This is a genomic window from Flavobacterium silvisoli (genome assembly GCF_004329815.1).
GTDB classification, from domain to species: Bacteria; Bacteroidota; Bacteroidia; order Flavobacteriales; family Flavobacteriaceae; genus Flavobacterium; species Flavobacterium silvisoli.
Window position 1 is genome coordinate 75,290 of sequence record NZ_SJPE01000007.1, and the last position, 23,933, is coordinate 99,222.

The 23,933-nt window shown below is 38.4% G+C and carries 18 protein-coding genes and 2 tRNA genes; 7 read left to right on the plus strand and 13 right to left on the minus strand.

The genetic code is table 11. The features are described from left to right. Positions 1-14 precede the first annotated feature (14 nt). The gene (gene typA, locus EZL74_RS07400; RefSeq protein WP_131475970.1) at positions 15-1,811 is read right to left on the minus strand and encodes a translational GTPase TypA; all 1,797 of its coding nucleotides are present in this window, start codon (positions 1,809-1,811) and stop codon (positions 15-17) included. A gap of 162 nt (positions 1,812-1,973) precedes the next feature. Between typA and EZL74_RS07405 the strand changes: the two genes are divergently transcribed. Beyond that, entirely contained in the window at positions 1,974-3,695 is a 1,722-nt protein-coding gene (locus EZL74_RS07405) for a PAS domain-containing sensor histidine kinase (protein WP_131475971.1), read from the plus strand. 2 nt (positions 3,696-3,697) lie between these two features. Beyond that, positions 3,698-4,108 carry a response regulator gene (locus tag EZL74_RS07410; RefSeq protein ID WP_131475972.1) on the plus strand — a complete coding sequence of 137 codons (411 nt, stop codon included), beginning with the start codon at positions 3,698-3,700 and terminating at the stop codon, positions 4,106-4,108. A gap of 68 nt (positions 4,109-4,176) precedes the next feature. Here EZL74_RS07410 and rpsT read toward each other — a convergent pair whose 3' ends face one another. The 4 genes from rpsT to proS form a co-directional block, all read right to left on the minus strand. Continuing rightward, positions 4,177-4,428 (minus strand): 30S ribosomal protein S20, encoded by a 252-nt coding sequence (rpsT, locus tag EZL74_RS07415; RefSeq protein WP_131475973.1) that lies wholly within the window; start codon positions 4,426-4,428, stop codon positions 4,177-4,179. A gap of 153 nt (positions 4,429-4,581) precedes the next feature. Next, positions 4,582-4,653, minus strand: a tRNA-Glu gene (locus EZL74_RS07420). 23 nt (positions 4,654-4,676) lie between these two features. Next, positions 4,677-4,748, minus strand: a tRNA-Glu gene (locus EZL74_RS07425). Positions 4,749-4,830: 82 nt separating this feature from the next. Then, the gene (gene proS, locus EZL74_RS07430; protein WP_131475974.1) at positions 4,831-6,309 is read right to left on the minus strand and encodes a proline--tRNA ligase; all 1,479 of its coding nucleotides are present in this window, start codon (positions 6,307-6,309) and stop codon (positions 4,831-4,833) included. 100 nt (positions 6,310-6,409) lie between these two features. On the opposite strand from proS, the gene EZL74_RS07435 reads away from it, so the two are divergent. The 3 genes from EZL74_RS07435 to rimO all read left to right on the plus strand — a co-directional run bounded on the left by EZL74_RS07435 (position 6,410) and on the right by rimO (position 10,437). Continuing rightward, positions 6,410-7,381 (plus strand): hypothetical protein, encoded by a 972-nt coding sequence (locus EZL74_RS07435; protein WP_131475975.1) that lies wholly within the window; start codon positions 6,410-6,412, stop codon positions 7,379-7,381. Positions 7,382-7,460: 79 nt separating this feature from the next. Further along, positions 7,461-9,020, plus strand: coding sequence for an OmpP1/FadL family transporter (locus EZL74_RS07440; RefSeq protein ID WP_131475976.1), 1,560 nt, complete (start codon positions 7,461-7,463; stop codon positions 9,018-9,020). Between the two features lie 115 nt (positions 9,021-9,135). After that, on the plus strand, positions 9,136-10,437 hold the full coding sequence (gene rimO / locus EZL74_RS07445) for a 30S ribosomal protein S12 methylthiotransferase RimO (protein ID WP_131475977.1): 1,302 nt from the start codon (positions 9,136-9,138) through the stop codon (positions 10,435-10,437). A 37-nt stretch (positions 10,438-10,474) separates the two neighbouring features. Here the strand turns inward: rimO and EZL74_RS07450 are convergent, their stop codons facing one another. Together EZL74_RS07450 and EZL74_RS07455 are read right to left on the minus strand one after the other, a co-directional pair. Next, on the minus strand, positions 10,475-11,353 hold the full coding sequence (locus EZL74_RS07450; RefSeq protein ID WP_131475978.1) for a TorF family putative porin: 879 nt from the start codon (positions 11,351-11,353) through the stop codon (positions 10,475-10,477). After that, entirely contained in the window at positions 11,343-13,451 is a 2,109-nt protein-coding gene (locus EZL74_RS07455; RefSeq protein ID WP_131475979.1) for an ATP-binding protein, read from the minus strand. The genes EZL74_RS07450 and EZL74_RS07455 overlap by 11 nt, the downstream gene beginning before the upstream one ends. Before the next feature lie 204 nt (positions 13,452-13,655). On the opposite strand from EZL74_RS07455, the gene EZL74_RS07460 reads away from it, so the two are divergent. Next, entirely contained in the window at positions 13,656-14,651 is a 996-nt protein-coding gene (locus tag EZL74_RS07460) for an FAD:protein FMN transferase (protein WP_131475980.1), read from the plus strand. Positions 14,652-14,702: 51 nt separating this feature from the next. On the opposite strand, the gene EZL74_RS07465 is transcribed toward EZL74_RS07460, so the two are convergent. The 6 genes from EZL74_RS07465 to EZL74_RS07490 form a co-directional block, all read right to left on the minus strand. Continuing rightward, entirely contained in the window at positions 14,703-15,554 is an 852-nt protein-coding gene (locus EZL74_RS07465; RefSeq protein ID WP_131475981.1) for a T9SS type A sorting domain-containing protein, read from the minus strand. Between the two features lie 41 nt (positions 15,555-15,595). Then, a complete protein-coding gene (locus EZL74_RS07470; protein WP_131475982.1) occupies positions 15,596-16,129 on the minus strand; it encodes a YceI family protein in 534 nt (177 codons plus the stop codon). Positions 16,130-16,140: 11 nt separating this feature from the next. Further along, positions 16,141-16,482: a hypothetical protein gene (locus tag EZL74_RS07475; RefSeq protein WP_131475983.1), complete on the minus strand. Its 342-nt coding sequence runs from the start codon at positions 16,480-16,482 to the stop codon at positions 16,141-16,143. A gap of 4 nt (positions 16,483-16,486) precedes the next feature. After that, positions 16,487-17,353 (minus strand): DUF5777 family beta-barrel protein, encoded by an 867-nt coding sequence (locus tag EZL74_RS07480; RefSeq protein ID WP_131475984.1) that lies wholly within the window; start codon positions 17,351-17,353, stop codon positions 16,487-16,489. Positions 17,354-17,360: 7 nt separating this feature from the next. Further along, the gene (locus EZL74_RS07485) at positions 17,361-17,759 is read right to left on the minus strand and encodes an OB-fold protein (RefSeq protein WP_131475985.1); all 399 of its coding nucleotides are present in this window, start codon (positions 17,757-17,759) and stop codon (positions 17,361-17,363) included. A 143-nt stretch (positions 17,760-17,902) separates the two neighbouring features. Beyond that, positions 17,903-20,128, minus strand: coding sequence for a B12-binding domain-containing radical SAM protein (locus EZL74_RS07490; RefSeq protein ID WP_131475986.1), 2,226 nt, complete (start codon positions 20,126-20,128; stop codon positions 17,903-17,905). 172 nt (positions 20,129-20,300) lie between these two features. Between EZL74_RS07490 and EZL74_RS07495 the strand changes: the two genes are divergently transcribed. Further along, positions 20,301-23,927 carry a T9SS type B sorting domain-containing protein gene (locus tag EZL74_RS07495; protein ID WP_131475987.1) on the plus strand — a complete coding sequence of 1,209 codons (3,627 nt, stop codon included), beginning with the start codon at positions 20,301-20,303 and terminating at the stop codon, positions 23,925-23,927. Positions 23,928-23,933 lie beyond the last annotated feature (6 nt).

Here is a 23,933-nt window from a genome sequence, read left to right on the forward strand (position 1 = left end):
GACTTGAATTAAAATTATATTTTAAAACGTTTTCTGTCGTTTTCGTTCAAATAGATTTTACGCAAACGCAACGATTTTGGTGTTACCTCAACGTACTCATCTTTTTGAATATATTCCAAAGCTTCTTCTAATGAGAACTTGATGGCCGGAACAATTTTGTTCTTTTCATCGGCACCGGCAGAACGGAAGTTAGTTAACTGTTTGGTTTTAGTGATGTTCACGGTCATATCATCGCCACGTGAGTTCTCACCTACTACCTGACCTTCGTAGATATCTTCGTTAGGATCTACAAAGAACTTACCTCTTTCCTGTAATTTATTGATTGAGTATGGAATGGCTTTACCGTTTTCCATAGAGATTAACGATCCGTTGATACGACCGGCGATTTCGCCTTTGTATGGTTCATACCCGATGAAACGGTGTGCCATGATGGCTTCTCCGGCAGTTGCGGTAAGCAATTGATTTCTCAAACCGATGATACCACGCGACGGAATGTTGAATTTGATAATCATACGATCTCCTTTTCCTTCCATAGAAAGCATTTCGCCTTTACGAACCGAAACAAACTCTACTGCTCTACCCGATACGCTTTCAGGTAAATCAATCGTTAATTCTTCTATCGGCTCACATTTTACGCCGTCTATCTCTTTGATGATTACCTGTGGTTGTCCGATTTGTAATTCGTATCCTTCACGACGCATGGTTTCGATTAAAACCGACAAGTGCAATACCCCACGGCCGAACACCATGAATTTATCGGCAGAATCCGTATCGGCTACGCGAAGCGCTAAGTTTTTCTCTAATTCTTTGGCCAAACGGTCTTTGATGTGACGTGAGGTTACAAACTTCCCTTCTTTCCCAAAGAACGGTGAATCGTTAATCGTAAACAACATACTCATGGTTGGCTCATCGATAGCGATGGTCTGCAAGGCTTCAGGATTTTCAAAATCAGCTATGGTATCTCCAATTTCAAAACCTTCTACTCCTACGATGGCACAAATATCTCCTGCTACTACTTCGTTTACTTTTTTACGACCTAAACCTTCGAAAGTATGTAATTCTTTGATTCTGGATTTGATTACTTTTCCGTCTCTTTTTACTAATGAAATCGGCATTCCTTCTTTCAACACTCCTCTTTCTAAACGACCGATAGCAATACGACCGGTAAACGAAGAAAAATCTAAAGAGGTAATCAACATTTGAGGAGTTCCTTCAGATACTTTTGGAGCCGGTACGTTGGCCACTACCATATCTAACAAAGGCTCGATACTTGTGGTTACATTCTTCCAGTCATCCGACATCCAGTTGTTTTTAGCCGATCCGTAAACGGTTGGAAAATCCAACTGCCACTCTTCAGCTCCCAGTTCAAACATCAGGTCGAATACTTTTTCGTGTACTTCTTCCGGAGTACAGTTTTCTTTATCTACTTTATTAATTACCACACAAGGTTTCAATCCTAAATCGATGGCTTTTTGCAACACAAAACGAGTTTGCGGCATAGGGCCTTCAAAAGCATCTACCAAAAGACACACTCCGTCAGCCATGTTCAGTACACGCTCTACTTCGCCTCCGAAATCGGCGTGACCCGGAGTATCGATAATGTTGATTTTAGTTCCTTTGTAAACAACAGAAACATTTTTGGAGGTAATGGTAATTCCCCGCTCGCGCTCCAGATCGTTGTTATCCAGGATTAAATCCCCGGTATTTTCGTTTTCGCGAAATAGTTGACAGTGGTACATAATTTTGTCAACCAAAGTGGTTTTACCGTGGTCAACGTGGGCAATGATTGCAATGTTTCTAATGGATTCCATGTTTGCTTTTTTGTGGGTGCAAAGGTACACTTTATTTTCAGATAAAAAACCAATAACAAATTAGTTTACACATTATTAAAATCGAAGTAAAAGTTTATAAAATCCTTGATAAGTTTTTGGGCAAATTTTAAAACTTCTTTGAAAATCTATATATTTGGTGTAATGAAAAATAGTTCCAATAAAATAACTTTAACTTACGTCCTTATTTTACTGTTTGTGACTGTTATTGGCCACAAGGTTGTGTCTAATCTTCCTTCAGACACCATCTCTGATACTATTTTAAAATACAGCTACATCAAAGATTTGGTTTTAATCCTGTTTTCGGGCTTGGTATTCAAGTACATTTTATACCGAAACGACAAGAGAAATGAATCAATTTTTGAAAAACTGCAAGAAACCAACAATGAAATTCTGGAATCTAACGAACGTTATGACATCGTAGCTAAAGCTACCAGTGATACCATTTGGGATTGGAAAATAGAAGAAGACAGTTTTACATGGAATAAAGGAATTGAAGTTGTTTTTGGATATAAAAAAGAGGAAGTCGGCAAAACATCAAAATGGTGGTTTGACCGCATCCATCCGGAAGACAGCTTGAAGATGTCGGTTAAGCTGTATTCTTTTTTGGAACAAAAAACCGAAAAATGGCAAGATGAATACCGGTTTCAATGTGCTGACGGCAGTTACAAATATGTATTCGACAGGGGGTTCCTGGTTAAAGACAAAGACGGAAAACCCATTCGTATGATTGGAGCCATACAGGATGTTACCAAACAAAAAGAAGAAGAGCAACGACTGCGATTACTGGAAACGGTGATTACACAAACCAAGGATGCGGTAGTGATTACTGATATTGACACTTCTGAAAATGTAATTCCGAATATTATCTTCGTTAACTCTGCTTTTACCGACATGACAGGCTATCTGCCTGAAGAAGTTATCGGAAAATCACCTGTAATGTTTTCCGGACCAAAATCGGACATACTGGAATTTGACAAATTAAAAACCGCCATACAGGAATATAGGGAATGTTTTGTTGAAACCATCAGTTATAAAAAAAATAAAGAAGAGTTTTGGGTGAACTTTTCGATGATTCCGGTTACCAATAAAGACGGAGAACATTCACACTGGATTTCAATTCAGAGAGATGTTACCGAAGAAAAAGAACGCGACAAGGAAAGAGAGCAACTCATCAGGGAACTGACACAAAACAATAAAGACCTCAAACAGTTTTCCTATATCACTTCGCATAACTTAAGAGCTCCTTTATCAAATCTGACAGGATTACTGAATTTGGTTGACGACATGACGATAACCGATCCTGAGCTGAAAGAAATAATCAGCGGTTTTTCAAAATCGACTCATCTGTTAAACGAAACCATCAATGATCTGGTAAAAGTAGTTATCATCAAAGATAACCCTTCCATAGAAAAGGAAAAAGTACTGATTAAAGAGATATTTGAAAACGTTTTCAATCAGTTGAGCTTTTTGATTGGACTACACAAACCGATTCTCAAAATCGATTTGGAGGAAATCACCATTTTAAACATTAACAAATCATACTTAGAAAGTATTTTTCTAAATTTACTGACGAATTCCATAAAATACAGATCGGAAAACCGACAATTGAGGGTAAATATTTCGTCAAAAGTCGTAGACGACAATCTGGTTTTAACCTTCAAGGATAACGGCATTGGAATTGATTTGCAGCGAAACAAAGACAAGATATTCGGACTGTACCAACGTTTTCACAACCATCCCGACAGTAAAGGATTGGGGTTGTATCTTGTGAAATCTCAGGTTGAAGCCATGGGAGGAACTATAACAGTAGAAAGCGAAATTGGAAAAGGAACCACTTTTACTATAATTTTTAAAAACAACTGATAATGTTAGATAAAATTTTTTGTGTAGACGACGATCCAATAACGCTGATGCTTTGCAAAAAAGTAATCGAAAGGGTTGAATTTGCCAAAGAAATAATTACCGCTCAGGATGGTGAAGAGGCCATCAAGTTCTTTGATGATTTAGCATCAAGTCAAAACAACGGAGAAGTTGTTTCGTATCCTAAACTGACGTTTTTGGATTTAAACATGCCGGTAATGAACGGTTGGGAATTTTTGGATGTGTACCTGCAAAAAGACTATCAAACTCTTTTTCCCGAAGCCAAATTTATAGTGCTCTCCTCAACGATTGACCCCGATGATGTAAACCAATCTATGAAATACCCCGTAGTAGTGGATTTCATGTCAAAACCCATAACAAAAGAAATGCTTGAAAATCTAAAAACCCGATTTTAATACAATAAGTACATAAATAAAAAAAGCACTCAAATTGAGTGCTTTTTTTATGGTATATAAAGTTAAGATTATAACTTAGCTACATGTTTAGTTAACTTTGACTTTAAGTTAGCTGCTTTGTTATCGTGAATGATATTTTTCTTAGCTAATTTGTCAATCATAGAAATAACAACAGATAATTTTGCCGAAGCTTCTGATTTATCTGTAGCCATTCTTAATGCTTTGATTGCATTACGAGTGGTTTTGTGTTGGTATCTGTTCAACACTCTTTTCTTTTCGTTGCTTCTGATTCTTTTTAAAGCTGACTTATGATTTGCCATTTTTCTGTAATTTAATTGTAATTAATATAAAATATTAGTTAAAAAAGAAAAACCTCCCACAATTATAATGTAATCACTTTGGTTTTAACTAATAAAACAAAAATCCGAGACACTGAACTGTTGTTTTATAAAACTAATTTACAACTAATTTTGTAGCCCGTAGGGGAATCGAACCCCTCTTACCAGGATGAAAACCTGGCGTCCTAACCGATAGACGAACGGGCCAATTTTAAGCCTTGATAATTTTGTAGCCCGTAGGGGAATCGAACCCCTCTTACCAGGATGAAAACCTGGCGTCCTAACCGATAGACGAACGGGCCATCTTTGCTTAAAATTGCGGTTGCAAAAATACAACTATTTTTCAATCACGCAAGAGCAAAAAAATATTTTTTGTTATTTTTATTAGTAGGCTTTTGCAAAGAGCACTCTACCAGTCGATTTGCCTCCCGAAAAAACACAAATTCCTTCTTCTTCTTTTCTGTCTAAAGGGATACAACGAATGGTTGCTTTGGTTAATTCTTTTATTTTTTCTTCCGTTTCAGGAGTACCGTCCCAATGTGCGGAAACAAACCCGGTTTTGTTATCTAAAACATCTTTGAACTCTTCAAAGGAATTTACTTCAGTAATATGGGTGTTTCTGAACTCGAGAGCACGGTTGTACAAATCTTTCTGAATTTGCTCGAGCAAATCACTAATGTGCTGTACAGCTCCTTCTTTGGCTATCACTTCTTTGGTCAGTGTATCCCGACGAGCCACTTCAAAGGTTCTATTTTCTAAATCTTTTGGCCCAATGGCTATACGCACCGGAACCCCTTTCAACTCCCACTCAGCAAACTTGAAGCCCGGTTTTTGAGTCGTACGGTTATCAAATTTAACTGAAATGCGCAACTTTTTAAATTGAGTCAATAATTCATTTGCAACAGCTGATATAGCATCCAATTCTTCATCTGTTCTGAAAATTGGCACAATCACTACCTGAATAGGCGCTAAATTTGGCGGCAACACGAGTCCGTTATCATCGGAGTGCGTCATTACCAAAGCTCCCATCAAACGGGTAGAAACCCCCCATGAAGTTCCCCACACAAGCTCTTGTTTCCCTTCTTGATTAGTAAACTTTACATCAAAGGCTTCAGCAAAATTTTGTCCGAGAAAATGAGAAGTGCCAGCCTGTAATGCTTTACCATCCTGCATTAGAGCTTCTATGCAATAGGTTTCTACCGCACCCGCAAAACGCTCAGATTCAGTTTTCAATCCTTTGATTACAGGAATTGCCATAAAATTCTCCGCAAACTCGGCATACACCTGCATCATTTTCTCAGACTCCTCGATAGCCTCTGCCTTTGTGGCATGAGCAGTATGTCCTTCCTGCCACAAAAATTCAGCAGTACGCAAAAACAATCGGGTTCTCATTTCCCAACGTACCACATTGGCCCATTGGTTAATCAACAGCGGTAAGTCTCTATAAGATTGTACCCAGTTTTTGTAAGTTGACCATATAATCGCCTCCGAGGTAGGACGAACAATAAGTTCTTCTTCTAATCTGGCATTAGGATCAACCATTAATTTCCCCGGACGTGATTCATCGTTTTTCAGACGGTAATGAGTAACCACAGCACATTCTTTAGCAAAACCTTCTGCATTTTTTTCTTCAGCCTCAAACATGCTTTTGGGCACAAAAAGAGGGAAATAGGCATTACTGTGTCCGGTTTCTTTGAACATTCTGTCTAATTCCGCTTGCATTTTCTCCCAAATAGCATACCCATAAGGTTTGATAACCATACAGCCTCTGACACCTGAATTTTCAGCTAAATCCGCCTTAACTACAAGCTCGTTATACCATTTGGAATAGTCTTCCTCTCTCTTTGTTAAATTCTTACTCATAATGAATAGTTTGGCATAAAAATTGTTTAACTTTTTTTTACTAAATAGTTCGGCAAAACTAACTATTTTTGTATAGTCCAACAATAAAAATGCTATAGATATGAAAACTTATTATTTATTAGGCAAAAGAATATCCGTTTATTCCCTATTCGGATTTCTTGCTCTTGCCGTTACCTCATGTGGTTCTTACCAAAACAGCTCCTATTATGACGGAGACGGCATTTACGGAGGCTCTGAAAACAACCAAAGACAAACGACCTCAAACGATAAAAGCCAAAGCAGTAAATATCAGGAGTATTTCAGCAATCTGAACAGAGATGCGGAAATATTCACCAATGTTGACAACTATAGCACCGTAACCAACGACACCGTAAAAAAAACCGAGAGTTACAACGCCAATAATTCAAGCTGGGGGAACAACCCACAATCAATAACTGTAAATGTTTACGACAACAGTTGGGGATGGAGTTATTGGAATAACTATTGGTATGGCAGTTATTGGGGATGGAACAGTTGGTACGGGCCTTATTGGGGATGGGGATGGAACAGTTGGTATGGACCCAGTTGGAGTTTAGGCATTGGTTGGAACAGTTGGTATAGCCCTTGGTATGGCGGATACTATGGTTACGGCTATAATAATTGGTGTTCTAATTATTACAATCATTACTACTATTCTTATGCCGGCGGCAGAAGAGGAACAAATTACTACGGTTCAAGAAATGCAAACGGAAGAAGTTACACTAATTATACCAGAGGGTACAGAGACAGCTCACCCATCCTAAACGGCACCAGAGGTCAAAATTTTGGTGGCAGAAATCAAAGCTTCGGCACTCCGAGAACTAATACTACGAATCCGGTCAGAAATAATTCTTACAGCACACCTCCTCGTGTAAATACTAACCAAAATAACACTACACCTACCAGAGGCAATATAAGATCACAGGAATCAGCACCTACCCGATCTTACACTCCAAGCACTAATTATGGTGGCGGACGCTCAACCTATGGCGGCGGCAGCGGTGGCGGAGGAGGATTTAGTGGTGGAAGATCTTCATCAGGAGGCAGACGATAAATATGTTATAATGTCAAACCATACCTATGTTTTTGTTTTCACAATGACATAGGTTTTTTTAAACAAAAAATAATTTGCAATGAAAAAAAACATACTACTATTGTTAACAGGTTTTGCTTTTTTAACTGCTCATTCGCAGGAAACCACACCGCAGGACGCTCTGAGATTTGCGGTTGAAAGCATTACAGGAACCGCGAGATTCAGAGCCATGGGCGGAGCCTTTGGAGCCTTAGGAGGTGATTTATCATCTTTAAATCAAAATCCTGCAGGATCTGTATTTTTCAATAACAACTACGCCACTGCCACATTGTCGAGCTACAATATTAAGAACAGTTCCAGCTACTTCGGAACCAAAACAAAAGAAACAGACAACTCGCTGGACTTAAATCAAGCCGGAGTTGTTTTTGTTTTTACCGATAACAGTCCTAAAAATGATTGGAAGAAATTTACAATTGCATTGAATTATGAGAACAACAACAACTATCACAACAGTATTTTCTCAGCCGGAATCAACCCATACAATTCCATCAGCCAGTATTTTGTAAACCAAGCTAATGCTTTAGGAGGAATTCCGCTTGAATTATTACAAACCCTGCCTAACGAAACCTATGCTGACTTGTACAACTATCTGGGAGGCTTACCCAACGGTGATTATCCCAACATAAACGGTTTTCAGGCACAACAAGCTTTCTTTGGCTATCAAGGATACGCCATCAACCCAGTAACCAATTCGCCGGGAAATACTGTTTACACGTCAAACGTACCGACGTCAAACAATTACTATCAGGATTATTACGACACTACTACCGGATATAGCGGAAAAGGAACCATCAACTTTGCTACCGCATACAAAGACATCATATCGTTGGGTGTTAACCTGAATTTGCACTTTACCGATTTGACCAGAACTACATCTGTTTATGAAGATTATAACATTAATGATTTGACCAAATTACAATCGCTCCAATTTGATACCGAGACTCATACTTACGGTCAAGGATTTTCATTTAATCTCGGAGCCATTGTCAAAGCCACTAAAAATCTGCGCTTAGGACTATCGTACGAGTCACCAACCTGGTACCGACTTCAAGACGAACAACGTCAAGTAATTTGTGCCGATTGTTATTCAAATAACAGTAGTATTGTGGTTGACCCGAATACTATCATGATTTATCCATCATACAAAATTCAAACACCGGATAAATGGACCGGAAGTGCGGCATACATATTTGGTAAAAAAGGATTAATCAGTCTTGATGTTTCAACTAAAGATTACAGCACTACAAGATTCAAGCCCAAATACGATAAATTGTACCGCAGTCTGAATGAAGACATGAAAAACAACCTTGAAAGAGCGGTCGAAGTAAGACTTGGTGGTGAATACAGAATTAAGCAATTGAGTTTGAGAGGCGGTTACCATTTTGATCAGAGTCCGTATAAAGTTGATCAGGCCTTTGGTGATTTGACCGGCTACTCAACGGGAATCGGGTATAATTTCGGAGAAAGCAGATTGGATTTAGCCTATTCGTACGAACACCGAAAAATGAATCAGGCTTTGATTTCATCAGGAATGACCGATCCGGCCCGTATAAGTCGCTATAACAACAATGTAACTCTCAGTTATTCCATCAATTTCTAACAAAAATAAGAATCTATTAAAACCACTTAAACAAAGTGGTTTTTTTATTTTAACAGTTAAGCTTCTCTTTTAATTTGAAATAAAAGCGTAGTTTTGCACTCCAATTTTCAAATCTATGAGAACTAAGTCTTTAAAGAAAAATAAAATCAACGTTATCACATTGGGTTGTTCCAAAAACACCTACGACAGTGAAGTCTTAATGGGTCAATTAAAAGCCAGCGGTAAAGATGTGGTACACGAACAGGAAGGAAATATTGTTGTGATTAACACTTGTGGTTTTATTGACAATGCAAAAGCCGAATCGGTAAATACGATATTGGAATACGCCGACAAAAAAGACAAAGGTCTCGTTGATAAAGTTTTTGTGACCGGATGTTTATCTGAAAGATACCGTCCTGATTTGGAAAAAGAAATTCCCAATGTAGATCAGTATTTCGGGACAACTGAATTACCTTTATTATTAAAAGCCTTAGGTGCCGATTACAAACATGAGCTATTGGGTGAGCGTTTGACGACTACTCCGAAAAATTATGCCTATTTGAAAATTGCCGAAGGTTGTGACCGTCCCTGCAGTTTTTGTGCTATTCCCATCATGAGAGGTAAGCACATTTCTCAACCGATAGAGAAATTGGTAAAAGAAGCTGAAGGTTTGGCAAAAAACGGCGTAAAAGAACTGATTCTTATTGCACAGGATCTGACCTATTACGGATTGGATTTATACCAAAAAAGAAATTTAGCCGAATTGCTTGAGAACCTGGTAAAAGTTGAGGGTATTGAATGGATTAGATTGCATTATGCTTTTCCGACCGGTTTCCCTATGGATGTTTTAGAGTTGATGAAACGGGAGCCTAAAATTTGTAATTACATCGATATTCCGTTGCAACACATTTCAGACAACATTCTGAAATCTATGCGCAGAGGAACTACTAAAGCTAAAACGACAAAATTACTACAGGATTTTCGTGCGGCTGTTCCGGGTATGGCTATACGCACTACATTGATTGTTGGATATCCTGGCGAGACTCAGGAAGATTTTGAAATATTGAGAGATTGGGTACAGGAAATGAAATTTGAACGTTTGGGCTGTTTTACTTATTCACACGAAGAAAACACTCATGCCTACTTACTAGCGGATGATGTACCTGAAGAGGTAAAACAAGCCCGAGCAGCAGAAATCATGGATTTACAGTCGCAAATCTCATGGGATTTGAATCAGGAAAAAATCGGACAAACCTTCAAATGCATTATTGACCGAAAAGAAGGGCAGCATTTTGTGGGAAGAACAGAATTTGACAGCCCTGACGTAGACAATGAAGTATTAATTGATGCCTCAAAGTTTTATGTCAAAACAGGTGAATTTGTCAACGTAAAAATTACTGACGCAACCGAATTCGATCTTTACGGCGAACCGGTATAAAATAAAAAAGCTCCAATTTTATACTGGAGCTTTTTTATTAATAACTAAAGCTTATTCCGGCAACCAAAAAATTATTACCAAAGGCTTCCGTATTGTGCTTTGCTCCGTTATGGGTGTAACACAAGGACACCGGCATGGCTATACCGGCACCCAAATCAAATTCTTTAGTAGCTTTGATGCCCATATTCACGAATGAAACTTCATCATAATCGGCATAAGAATAATAACCGGCTTTGTTGTTCAAAACAGCTCCAATTACGGGAGCTAATTCCATTGAACGGATTGCTTTACAAACAGATTTTTCAAACAACGTAAACGTGTAACCTAACTCTAAATACGTGGTAAAGTTCTGCTTAGCATTCTCTCCGTTGCTGTCATACCGATAATCATTTCCGGCAATCAGGGTGCTTATGGTAGCGTTAAACGGAAATTTATATCCCTCTGAAAAATCAAAATACAGTATAGCATCTACTGTTTTAGACCCGTCTTTTCCGTAATTGAAAAAACCGTTGTTAATGCCTTCCACTTTACTAACTGATGGCCAGTAATAATCCCAAACCTGTAACTGCAAAAAATCGGCAAGTGTATACGTTACATAAAAATCAATTTCCTGATATCCTTTGTAGGCTGTTTCCCCATCTGGATAAAAATAATCATTCTTAAAATTAGTTGTTGCCCAAAACCCCAATGATAGCTTTGGGGTAACAGCATACTGAATTGTTGGTTGCACCACAACGTAGTCACCTCCCCAACACTGACCGCGCCAAAGATAACGGCTGAAAAAATCAACCCTGAGATCCAACCGTTTCTTGTTTTCAACGTTAGCGGTATCTATTTCAACTTGAGTTGTCTGAGAGAACCCAACGACAGAAATCAACACTAAAAGAAATACAAAGAATAGTCTGTTAGGCTTCATTGGTTTGCTGTTTATGTAAATATTGATCCACCAATTCGAACAATCGTTCCCGATTTAATGGTTTTGTAATATAATCTGTAAATCCGGCTTCTTCAATTTTGATTTTGTCCTCCGATGAGGAATAAGCCGTTTGTGCAATTACAGGCAGCAAGGGACGAATGGGTCTTATTTGCTCTAAAGCTTCAAAGCCGTTCATCAAAGGCATTTTAATATCCATTAATACTAAATCAACCTCAGGATTATTGATGCAGATATCTACAGCTTCCTGCCCGTTGATAGCTCGTAAAATCTTGAAATTTTTGTTTTGCATCATCTTTTGAAACAACAGAAAATTGATATTATCATCTTCTGCAATCAAAATAACCTGTTCTTCAGACTTGGTAGTTTCCTTACTTTTAATGGATTTCACAACGATATGCTCAACTTTGGCATACTGTAACGGAATTGAGAAATAAAACGTGGATCCCTCCCCTACTCTTGATTTCAAATTAATAGTTCCGCCAAGAAGTTCAACATATGCTTTGGAAATGGCTAATCCGAGCCCCAGTCCGCCAACTTTGACGGAAATATCGCTGTCAACGCGTTTGAATCGGTCGAAAATATTTTTGTGATTGTCTTCATCTATTCCCAAACCGGTATCTTTTACCATGAAATTGATTTGTCCTTTTTGCTCATCAATTTCATACCCAAACGTTACTTCGCCTTCATCTGTAAACTTGACGGCATTGGTTACCAAGTTAATAATCACTTGTTTTAATTTAATATCGTCGGTAATGATATTGAACTCTGCCGGAGTTTTACTTGGAATTAATTTAAAATCGATTGCTTTATTTTTAATGGTAATCCGAATGGTTTCGTAAAGCTCATTGACACATGACTCCAAATTAACCACAGTAAAGTTCGGTGTTATTTGATTGGAATCAATCTTGGACATCTCAATTAAATCATCAATAATGGAAACTAAATTTTTACCGCTTTTTTCAATAACGTTCAGGTATTCTAGCTTTTCCGTTTCGTTGACATTGGTATTAATGATGAGCTCGGTGAATCCGTTTATGGCATTCATAGGCGTACGGATTTCATGGGATAAATTGGCCAAAAAAGACGATTTAAGCCTGTCACTTTCCTCTGCTTTTATTTTAGCTTTTATCAATTCGATTTTCTGATTGCTGTTTTCCTCAAACAAATTACCAATATAACTGAATTCACCCGTAGTCTTTTTTAGTTCTTTGATGGCTTTTTTGTTTCCGGTTTCGAGTACTCTTCTGACCAAATCCAAGGGGTGATAAACCAATCGTCGGGTATAAATCAAACTAACCAAAAGATTCACAAAAAATGCCACTATCATGACATACAGCAAGTTTGTGGTATTTTCAAAATAAACAGCGAAATTTCGTTTGAACAAAAGTCCCCCTATCAATTTACCATTGCTGTCTTCCAAACGATAAAGTGATTTGATTTTTTTATTGTCATCAGTCAACGAAACTTTATCTACCAAGAGTTCAATTTCTGAACTGGTCAACTTCTCCAGATCTTTAAGGAACTTTTTGTCTACTAATCTAACTACGAAGAAAAAACCTGCTGCCTGCTTTTTATTTTTAAACGGATCGTCTGAAGGATGAATGGCAGCACCCGTCACTTCTGCAATTCCTTCGGGAATTTTTATGTAAAATTTATTGATGCCGACTTTCTTCAACAATTCCATTTCCTGTTTCGGAATGAAATCAACCGATTTTATTTTGGGGGTCGGAGTTCTGATGATAAAATTTTTATTAGCGTCGTAAACGCCCATATAATCCGCTTCATAAATAGACAACTCATTCCCAATAGATTCCTCGTACCATTTCACATCCCGGTTTGCAATAAATTTGACAAACTCATCCCAGTTTGTGTCGTTATTGATGGCTACCAGTATGGGTTTTGCATTAACCTCGAGCGACTTATTAACCTCATTATCAAACTGATCAACCGAATTAGCGTACACCTGCTTCTCGGCTTTTTTGGTATAATAAAACAACGCAAAATATAGTATGATAAAAAAAATACTCGATGATATAATCAGCCAAAGTATTTTGGGAAATGTCTTTTTCAGTGTCATTTTATCAGATTCACAATTTAATTACAGCTTTTAAAAGTAAACTAATTTTATGGGTTGCTATCGAGAGACCCTAAAAGAAATTAACAAATTATTTAGACATTTCAATATTGCTTAATTTGTTTTTTTTAGTCATTTAAGCCTATCTTAAGTCCCGTTAATCTTAAAAAAAGTACCTTTACCAAAGTAATTTTAAGACTGTTTGTTATGAACAAAATCATTGCTGTAGGTCTTCTTCTTTTTGTGGTCATGGGCTATTCTCAAGAGCCAGTAAAAATTGAAGGTTTTGCACAAGGAACTACCTACCACATCACCTATTTTGATGCTAAAAACCGCAATCTTCAGCCTGAAATCGATACGCTTCTAAGGCAATTTGACTTATCGGTTTCAACATATATTCCCAATTCGATTATATCAAAAATCAACAGCAACAAGCCTAATATAAAAGCAGATGACTACTTCATCACTTGTTTTAAAAAAGCCAAAGAAGTGTGGAAAAATACTCATGGTGCTTTTGACCCAACGGTTTATCCCTTAGTCAACGCTTGGGGGTTCGGTCCGGGAAAAAAACAAAAGATAGAAAAAACCAAAATCGACAGCATGCTTCAATTTGTAGGTTTCGGTTTAATTGAGTTGAAAGGAAAGCACGTTGTCAAGAAAGACCCGAGGGTGGCTCTTGATTTTAATGCCTTTGCCCAGGGATATTCTGTAGATGTGGTTTCCGATTTTCTGAAATCAAAAGGAATTCAAAACTTTATCGTTGAAATTGGCGGTGAAGTTTATGCTCACGGCAAAAAGCCCAATGGTGAACACTGGAAAGTGGGTATTGAGCAACCTTATGACAATAAGGAAACTGAAAATCCGTATAACATAATCGTCAATCTCGAAAATTTAGCATTGGCCACCTCTGGTAATTACCGACGTTTTATAATAGAAAACGGAATAAAATATGCGCATCACCTCGATCCCAAAACCGGCTACCCGACCAAAAACAACTTACTTAGTGCTTCTGTTTTTTCCAAGCAATGCATTGCATCAGATGCTAATGCCACCGGTATCCTGGTAATGGGACTGGAAAAAGCTAAACTGTTTTTGAAACAACATCCCGAATTACAAGCTTATCTGATTTATTCGGACGAAAACGGCAATTTCAAAACTTACGCCACTGAGGGTTTTGCCGCCTTAATTGAAAAGACAAAATAAAAAAGCACCTATTCATCTAAAACAGGTGCTTTCTCGTTTAAAAAAAATGGGTTATTTATTGACTATAACCTCGAAGTTCGAAATTCCGTTATCATTCTGTAGGCTGATGATATAAGTTCCGTCGGTTAAATTCGAGAGATTAACCTGTATCGTGTTTGCTATCGCATTCGGATTTACTTCTTCAGAGTAAACTGTTTTGCCTAACAAATCATAAACGCGTATATTTTTTACTTCATTTTTCATATCAATATTGAAAATACCGGTCGAAGGCACAGGATAAATCGAGACCACCGGACTGGAGTTTTCCTGAACTCCCATAGAGTCGGGTAACCAATGCAACGTAACCGTATTGATGTACGTATCGCCGGCCGGGGTCAATGTTTGTTCCGTAGGACCTTTGGTAAACGTGAATCCGATTAATTCATTATGAATGTTATTCGCTCCGTCATTCCAGGAACTTTCCACCCAAATTTTATAGGTACCGTCCACAACCGTTGTTCCGTTGGTGGTACCTACTACGTTTTTGCCATCCCAAGTAATGGTTTTGGTTCCGAAAGCAGTTGGTGTTGTTGAAGTAGTTCGGGTGGCTCCTGTAGAGGCATCTGTAACATTACAGGCAGATCCTGTTGCAATTGTGGTATTGGCACACCCCGATTTGCTGGCCCATGTAGGCAAATGATCATCAGTAGATGTAGAAGTGTAACGGCATTTGGTTTTAATAAATGTTCCGGCTGCATTTTCAATCCAAACGGCGTAAACATTTTTAACTCCCTGATTTAGAGATGGACTTGTCGGTTGTGGTTGATTGTATGTAAATGTCAGTGTTCCTGCAGTTTGTGCGTTCACATTGGCGACAAAACAAAACATGACAACCAAACCTAACTTCAGTAGTGCTTTTTTCATTTTAATTGTGGTATTTGTTCATTATGTTGATTAAGGAAAATTTATTTGTTTTCCATGGGTAATTTCAGTGTAATCTTGGCGGTCTCAGCCAATGTTTTTTTGGCTAAGGCCGGAACAGCTATATTGTAATCGGATAATTTTACCGTAAAACCACCGGACAACATTAATTTGCTGCCCTCGGGAGCGATATTCATTTTGGTTTTTACTTTATTGGTAACACCGTGTATGGTTAAATCTCCTTCAACATCATAGTTCCCCGATTTGCCATCATAGCCCAATACTTTTCCTTTAAAGTTGGCTTTGGGCAATTTGTCACTTTCCATATAGTTTTCGTTGAAATGTTCCTCCATCAAAGGCAGTTTGAATTTGAACGATTTTACCATCGCCTGAACGACTAGTTCTCCGGTAGCTTTATCGAAAATGCTGGAAACCGTGCTGTTGGTTGCATTAACCATGTCTGTAGCTCCGGGTACGGTAGCATCAAATTTTATTTCGCCAGAGCGGGTCAGCATCTTTTGCGAAAATCCTATTCCGCAGCACAATAGGGCTGCTGTAATGATAATTACTTTTTTCATAGTTGTATTTTTTATTCTTCTTTTAAACCTTGTGCTACCCAAGCATTAAACATATCAATTTGTACCTGAGGCAGTCTACCGCTTTGTGGCATTAATCCACAGGAATTACCGTCGAGTCTGCAAGAAATTGACTCCGCGTAATCAACCACTTGTTGGTAGGTTTCGAGCGGAGAACCTGATTCGGTCCCATTGGCACTGTGACATGACACGCATTGGGCATCCATAAGGGGTTTTATATTGGCTTTGTATGTCGGATTTTCAACATATCCAAAAATATCGGCATAAGTGTCGGATTCACAAGACGTAACAAATGAACCAAGGACGAGTAACAAAATAACTTTTACTGCTTTCATAGTCTTAAAAAACTCTATATAAATTAAATCCAAAATAAATACTTCCGCCGTTCCATTTGCCTGTGGCATTGGTAAAGTAGGCAATGTCGTTCATTGGTTGTGCGCTCGAAAACACCAACTGAAATACGTGACCTCCGGTGTCAATATCAAATCCGGCGGTTAACGGATTGTGGTAGTATTCATGCTCTTCCGGATTCACACGTGCGGCGTATTCTAAATTAAAACTGATGCGTTTTGATATTTTACAACGTCCTCCCATCCCTACAACAAACTGATCTTTTTTATCGGTACCGGGCTGTAAATCGTAGAGGTTTTTGTGAATGAAAGCCGGAACTATTTCCAAGGAAAGGGCATCTGAGAATTTTCTCGAAATCAACAACTGGGTTGAATAGGCCAATCGGTTAGATTCTTTAAAATTCGGATACAATGCTTTATCAAATTTGGAACCGTTGACATCCATAGTATTATACCCTACAATAGTCACCGGAAATCCGTCTTCCATTTGATTAGCCAATCGGTATTTTAAACCGGCTTCAAATGTTTTGTTATACGTATGGCGGGCCAAACTGATATTTAACCAATTGGTTATCCCATAAATTCCGCCAATTTTTGTCAGGGCATTATCGAAACCGAAGAAATTGTTGATTCCTTCTTTCAAATCACCAAAACGGTGAGATACTAAAAAATACCATTCATTTTTGTTGGTCATTTTGGTGGATTGCATGTTGCAAACCTGTAATCCTTTGAAGGCAGATGCTGTGATTTCTTTTTGTTTTGGCACCGAATCGAGTTCACTCATTAAATCCTGTGCACTTGCTGTATGGAAAGCAAAGAGCAGGAATGCAGAACCCGCAATTTTACATAATTTCATTTTAATTCTATTTATTGGTTGATAAGTTACATTGATCCAGTTTCAATTCGCCAAAAAGATCATCAAAGCCCACCACACGACCTTTAACAATTACTTTTTGATTTACTTTTACGGCCGGATTAGCCGTTGCAAAAATGCAGTTTACGGTGTTATCTAAAATTACCCCGGCAGCATTAACCGAAGTAACCGTGCCGGATATGGCCACCGGTTTTTCAAGATACTTTTTATTGGAAGCCTCTGTATTAGAGGTAAACTCAGCAACTATAGAAGATGAAGTGACTGTGAAAGCCGTTTCTTCCGATTGTATATCGCGTTGGCCTCCGTGATATACATAATAGCGAACAGAAAAAAAGCCAATGGCTATAATGATGATTATAAAAACTAAAACTTTGGTCTTCTTGCTCATAATTAGGATTCTTAAAAATGTTTAAAAGATTCCTGCATATGTAACAAATGTATAGCCAATTGAATCTTCTATTGGCTTAAACATACAGTGTTAAAAAAACCCTACTTAGGATTTCTTAAGATTAATCAGTTGTTAAAAAAAAACTATAATGTCAACAACCCAAAATGGCGCAATGTTGCCATGGGTTTGGCATACCAAAACATTTCAAAATCATCAAATTGCATTTCATAATCAGCTTTGAGCTGGGCAAAAGTAAAGTTCTGTTCATTAGTTACCGACAAATTATTCAATTGAGCTGACAACCATATTCCTTTTTCTTTTTCAACCGAAATGGTGACTTCATCAAGGTTGTTATGAAAACTCAGTTGCATCATCTCCCAAGTATTTCCTTTCTTGGATTTAGTAACAATTTCGGTAGTTGGTTTACCTCCAAGCCAAATAATTTTGGCAGATGCTTTAGTAGAGAACGAATGATCTTTTTCCAAAGCGTTTAAAATAAAGTTAGGCGGAACGGTAGTTTTCGGTATTTTGAAATCAAACCAATCCTGCAACGCATACTCAAAACAAATACCGTGCATGTAGTTAAACAGGGATTTTTTCAGTCCGAAACTGAACTTGTCGTGGTTGATGCCTGTTTTGTCTTTGAATTGGATATCGTTATTGGCGAAAGAAATTGGGTTGGTTTCGGGAATTACTCCAAACTCTTCAGGAAACATGCCTACCGGACTGTGGGCTGTCATGGCAAATTGGTGCCAAAATCCGGACTGAATGATTCCCAGTTCAAACAATTGACGAACCATTTCCAAACTGTCGACAGTTTCCTGTACGGTTTGTGTTGGGTAACCATACATCAAATAGGCATGTACCATAATCCCGCTTTCGGTAAAATTACGGGTAACCTGTGCTACTTGCTCTACCGTCACTCCTTTTTTAATTAGTTGCAGCAAGCGGTCTGAGGCCACTTCCAATCCACCCGAAACCGCTATACATCCTGAAGCTTTAAGCAGAACGCATAAGTCTGCCGTAAAACTTTTTTCAAAGCGAATGTTAGTCCACCAAGTAACGGTTAAATTGCGGCGTAATATTTCCAAAGCCAGTTCACGCATCAATGCCGGCGGTGCCGCTTCATCTACAAAATGAAAGCCGTTTTCACCGGTTTGCGCGATGAGTTCTTCCATTCTGTCGACCAATATTTTTGCAGCAATAGGTTCATAAATTTTAATGTAATCGAGTGATATGTCACAAAAGGTACATTTTCCCCAATAACACCCGTGAGCCATGGTGAGCTTATTCCAGCGGCCATCACTCCACAAACTGTGCATAGGATTGGCAATTTCTATTACCGAAATGTATTGATCGAGCAATAAATCAGTATAGTCAGGTGTTCCGACCTGTGATTGTTTGTAGTCAGACTGCAGAGCGTTATTTTTATAAACCACTTCCCCATTTTCGATGAGAAATGTTCTTTTGAAGAGCAACTCACCATCGTTATTTTGTTTATTGCTTGATGGTTTTGTTTGACAAACAGCTTTAAAAAGTAACTCAACGGGAAGTTCACCATCGTCTAGAGTGATGAAATCAAAGAATTCAAACACCCTTTTATCTTTCAAATCTCTGAGTTCAGTATTGGGGAAACCGCCTCCCATAGCTGTCTTTACAGAAGGATACTTCTTTTTTATGAATTGAGCCACTCTGAAGGCACTGTACAAATTACCGGGAAATGGAACTGAGAGGCAGACCAATTGAGGTTGTGTTTCCTCGAGTTGCTTTTCAAGAATTTGCATAGTAATGGTATCAATATAGGTGAGTTCCTTTTGCAGGTAAGCATACAACTCATCAAACGAGTTTGCACTTCTCCCTAATCGCTCAGCATAACGACTGAAGCCGAAATTTTCATCGACACAGGCTATGATAAAATCGGATAAATCATCGAGGTAGAGCGTGGCCAAATGCTTGGCTTTGTCCTGCATACCCATGGATCCGAAAGCCCATTCCATATCATCTAACTGCTCAAAACGGGAAGCTTGTGGGAGGAAATTACCGGAACACAGTTGGCGTGCCATAGTCGGGTTTTTGCCTTGCAGAAATTCAATTACAGAGTCTATGGTTTTGATATACTGCTGTTGCAGGGCAAATATTCGCTGCAGGTTGTGTTCTTCTTTTATTACTGTAGGGTTATTCAAAGCAGCATGATTGAAGATGCTTTGCAGACCTCTTTTTGAAAAAATATTGAGTATCACTTCAATCCCTAAATCCATTTGGCGGCTGGAAATGCTTTTGGTGTTCAAAAATCCTTTCAAATAAGCCGTTGCAGGATAAGGCGTATTGAGCTGGGTAAAAGGCGGCGTGATGAGCAGGAGGTCTTTCAACTGGAGTAACTTTTTACAAAAGTAAAAGAAAAACAGCAAACACTGCTATGGGTTTTGAAAGCAATAACCAATCACTTTTTTTACAAAAAAAATCTTTCTTTTTTCAAAAAACTTAACACAATCAAAACAAGAACTTTCTTATATTTGTTTTTCTCTTGAAATCTAAAGCTCAATGAAGTCAATTATTTACGTATGCTGTTTGCTGTCAATACTGAATGTTTTTGGTCAAAACAAGCCACAAAAAACAACCGTTATTTTTGATAGCAACAAAAAAATAGAAGACCGAAACGGTCATTTGATAACCGATTCTATTGAGCGAAAAGTTTTTTTTGAGCATCAGATGAGGCAATTGGAGTTACTTCAAAAAAACAGCTCTAAGTCTACTATGGCGCTCCCGGCAGTTCCTTTGTGCACCAACGGCAGCTTTGAAGAATTCGAAACTGTTTCCAGCGTAAACGTTTTAAAGAATTATGAATACACCACTGGAGAACCTTTAAATCCGATGCAGTGTAAATCGGTTTCAGCAAATGCCAATCTGAGAATCAAACAATACAATCCCGCTGATTATGGATTAATGGCTTCCACTGTTCCTTCAAACTTTATTGATGAATACATAGGAAACATCAATGCTTTTGATCAGTATACGTTAAAAATCAACTACAAAGATTCCTCTCCCACCATGGGATTGATTCAAGCCAAACGCTACAAAACAGATAATGAAACTATTTTCAAATTTAATTACAAAGCGGTTTTACAAAGTATACTTGAAAACGATCATGATAATGAACAACCCTATTTTAAGGCAAGAATTATCAATAATTCAGGTGTTGTAGTAAGTGAATTTTGTTTGATTGGCAATCCCGCAGATTGTATTTTCACACAGGCTCCCACACTTGAAGGAGGAAGCATCATTCTGTATACCCCAAACTGGCAATCGGGAATATTGGATATTTCCAGCATTCCGAACAATCAGGAATTTACCGTTGAATTTATGGCTGCGCGCTGCGGTTTAAATGGTCATTTTGGGTATGCCTACATAGACGACATTTGCTTATTGCATTCCGATGAAAGTTTGCAAGGCAGCATTGAATTAGATCCTTTGTACAAAATTTGTCCAACCTTGCCGATATCCGTTTGCGGCAGTTTCAGCTTGCCTAACTCCGGAGGCATCAATGCTAATATAACTACAATTGAATTAAAAGTTTACGATGAAAACAATGCGGTTGTTTATTCTACCCAAACACCGGCTTCACTTAATTTAATAACCAAACGATTTTGCTTTGACTTAGTTGCAGCAAATTTGCCCAACATTACCACCGGAAGCTACAATGTAAGTGTTAAAATAAATTTCGGTATTGTACAAACCAATTGTTTGGGAACCAGTTTTGCTTCGGCAACAGATGACGATGCTAATCCGGGCTGGGATATTTGGTTTTTAAACTGCACCAGCTGTGACCTAACGCTTCAACCGACTAATATTACATTATGTGATACCAATCACGACGGAAAAGAATTCTTTAATCTTTCCAGTATAGAAAACACGATTACCACTCCGCAGCCGGGTCTTACTTTCAGTTATTATTCCAATTTAGCGAATGCTACTAACGACACTAATCCTATCACGACTGTCACTAATTTTGAAAGTCCGACAACTACGGTTTATGTCAGAGTAACACTGAGTCCGACTTGTTATAAAATCATTGCCATCAAATTAATTGTGCGTAATCCAACTGCTTCAATAAGCGGAATTTTGAATGTTTGCAGCGGCAGTACCGTTTTAACTGCCTCGCCCGGAGCCGGCTATCTGTGGACCAATAGCTTAGAAACCACACAAAGCATCACCGTTACATCAACCGGCACCTACTCAGTAGCCGTAACCGACAGCAATGGCTGTGTGGCCAATGGAACCGTTACCATTTTAAACAACAATATTGCTCCGTTGCCCAGTATTGTACTTACACAACCAACTTGTTTCAGCAGCACCGGTTCTATACAAGTTACCTCACCAGCATCTGAATTCAGCTATGACGGAGGTGTCACTTGGGGGACTAATCCTATTATGAGTAATCTCCCTTACGGAAGCTATGCTGTTAAAATAAAAACGGCAATGGGCTGTATTTCATACAACTCGAATGTAAATATTATCCCCTATTTATCTTCATTTCCCAATTTTTCATCGGTCAGCCCAACAAGTTGCGGTGGCTTGGGAAGCATAACCATTACCTCCCCTTCTGACTTTTACAGTTTTGATGACGGCCTTACCTGGACGACCGACAATGTAGCCACGGGATTGCCATCGGGAACATATTTGATAAGAACAAAGGATTCTTTTGGTTGTATTTCAAATTTCAACAGCGTAATACTGAGCAGTGAATTTTTAGACCCTCCACTTTACATCAAAGACAATCCCTTTTGCGGTTCTCCCGGAAGTATTATTATTACCACACCGGCTGCCGAATACAGTTTTGACGGAGGAAATACATGGCAAACTTCAAATACACTGGGTAATTTATCCAGCGGCAGCTACATCATTAAAATAAAAAACAGCCAAGATTGCACCTCACCTAATGTTTATGTATACCTGAATAATTTAGAAAACAGCTATCCGTTGTATACTCTAGAAGATGCGGGATGCGGTACTTATGCTAAAATAACCATTCAAACACCTGGAGATTTTTACAGTTTTGACGGCGGAACCACCTGGACAACCAATCCGGTGCTGACCAATATAAACGGACCCGCTTCTTTTTCAGTAATAGTCCGAAAAGGAGCAACGTGCAAATCGTATCCGACCAATGTATACGTTTATTCACAATTTTTGCCTATTCCAAGTGTCATGAATTATGCCACTACCTTATGTGATGCACTGAATGATGGCTCAGAAAATGTAAACTTAACATTATACCACTCCTATCTTGTTGTCAACCCAACCGCATACTCCTATACTTACTTCAATAATTTAACAGCAGCTGAAAACAACAATTCATCAGGATTGATTACCAACTTTACCAGTTGTAACCTAAGCAATACCAACAACAAAGTTTATGTTAGAATAACTTCGACCGACGGTTGTTCTGCTGTAGCCGAACTGAAATTCACCTTTATCGACTCGCCCCGAATTTATATGGACGATCGATATCCTTTGTGTGAAAATAAATTTGCCATCATTGATGCCGGCGTTGGTTTTGACAGCTATCAGTGGTCATCAGGACAAACGGTACACGCTGTGGCAATTATTCACGACGGAAATTATTCGGTCACAGTTACTGAAAATCACCCTGCCGGTTTGGTTTGCAGTTCTAAAAAAGACATTCATGTGTTTCTGTCAAACCCGGCTACCATAACTAAAATAGAAGAGTTTGACTGGACCGAAGTAGACAACAGCATTATCATTACCGTTACCGGTTTAGGAATCTACGAATATTCTATTGATGGTGTTCACTACCAAACATCCAATAAATTTGACAATCTAAAACCCGGCATTTATAAAGTATATGTCAGAGATAAATATGGTTGCGGAACTACTGATGATGAAGCATTACTTTTGAATTATCCGAAGTTTTTCACTCCCAACAATGATGGTTTCAATGATTATTGGAGAATACGGTTTTCACAGTTTGAACCGGATATTGACATCAAAATATTTGATCGTTACGGCAAACTGCTGATTATTATGGGCAGTGATGATGCTTGGGACGGCACCTATAACGGCCATTTAATGCCATCAGACGATTACTGGTTTTATGTTACCCGCAGCGACGGAAAAATTCACAAAGGACATTTTGCCATGAAACGATAGGTGTTT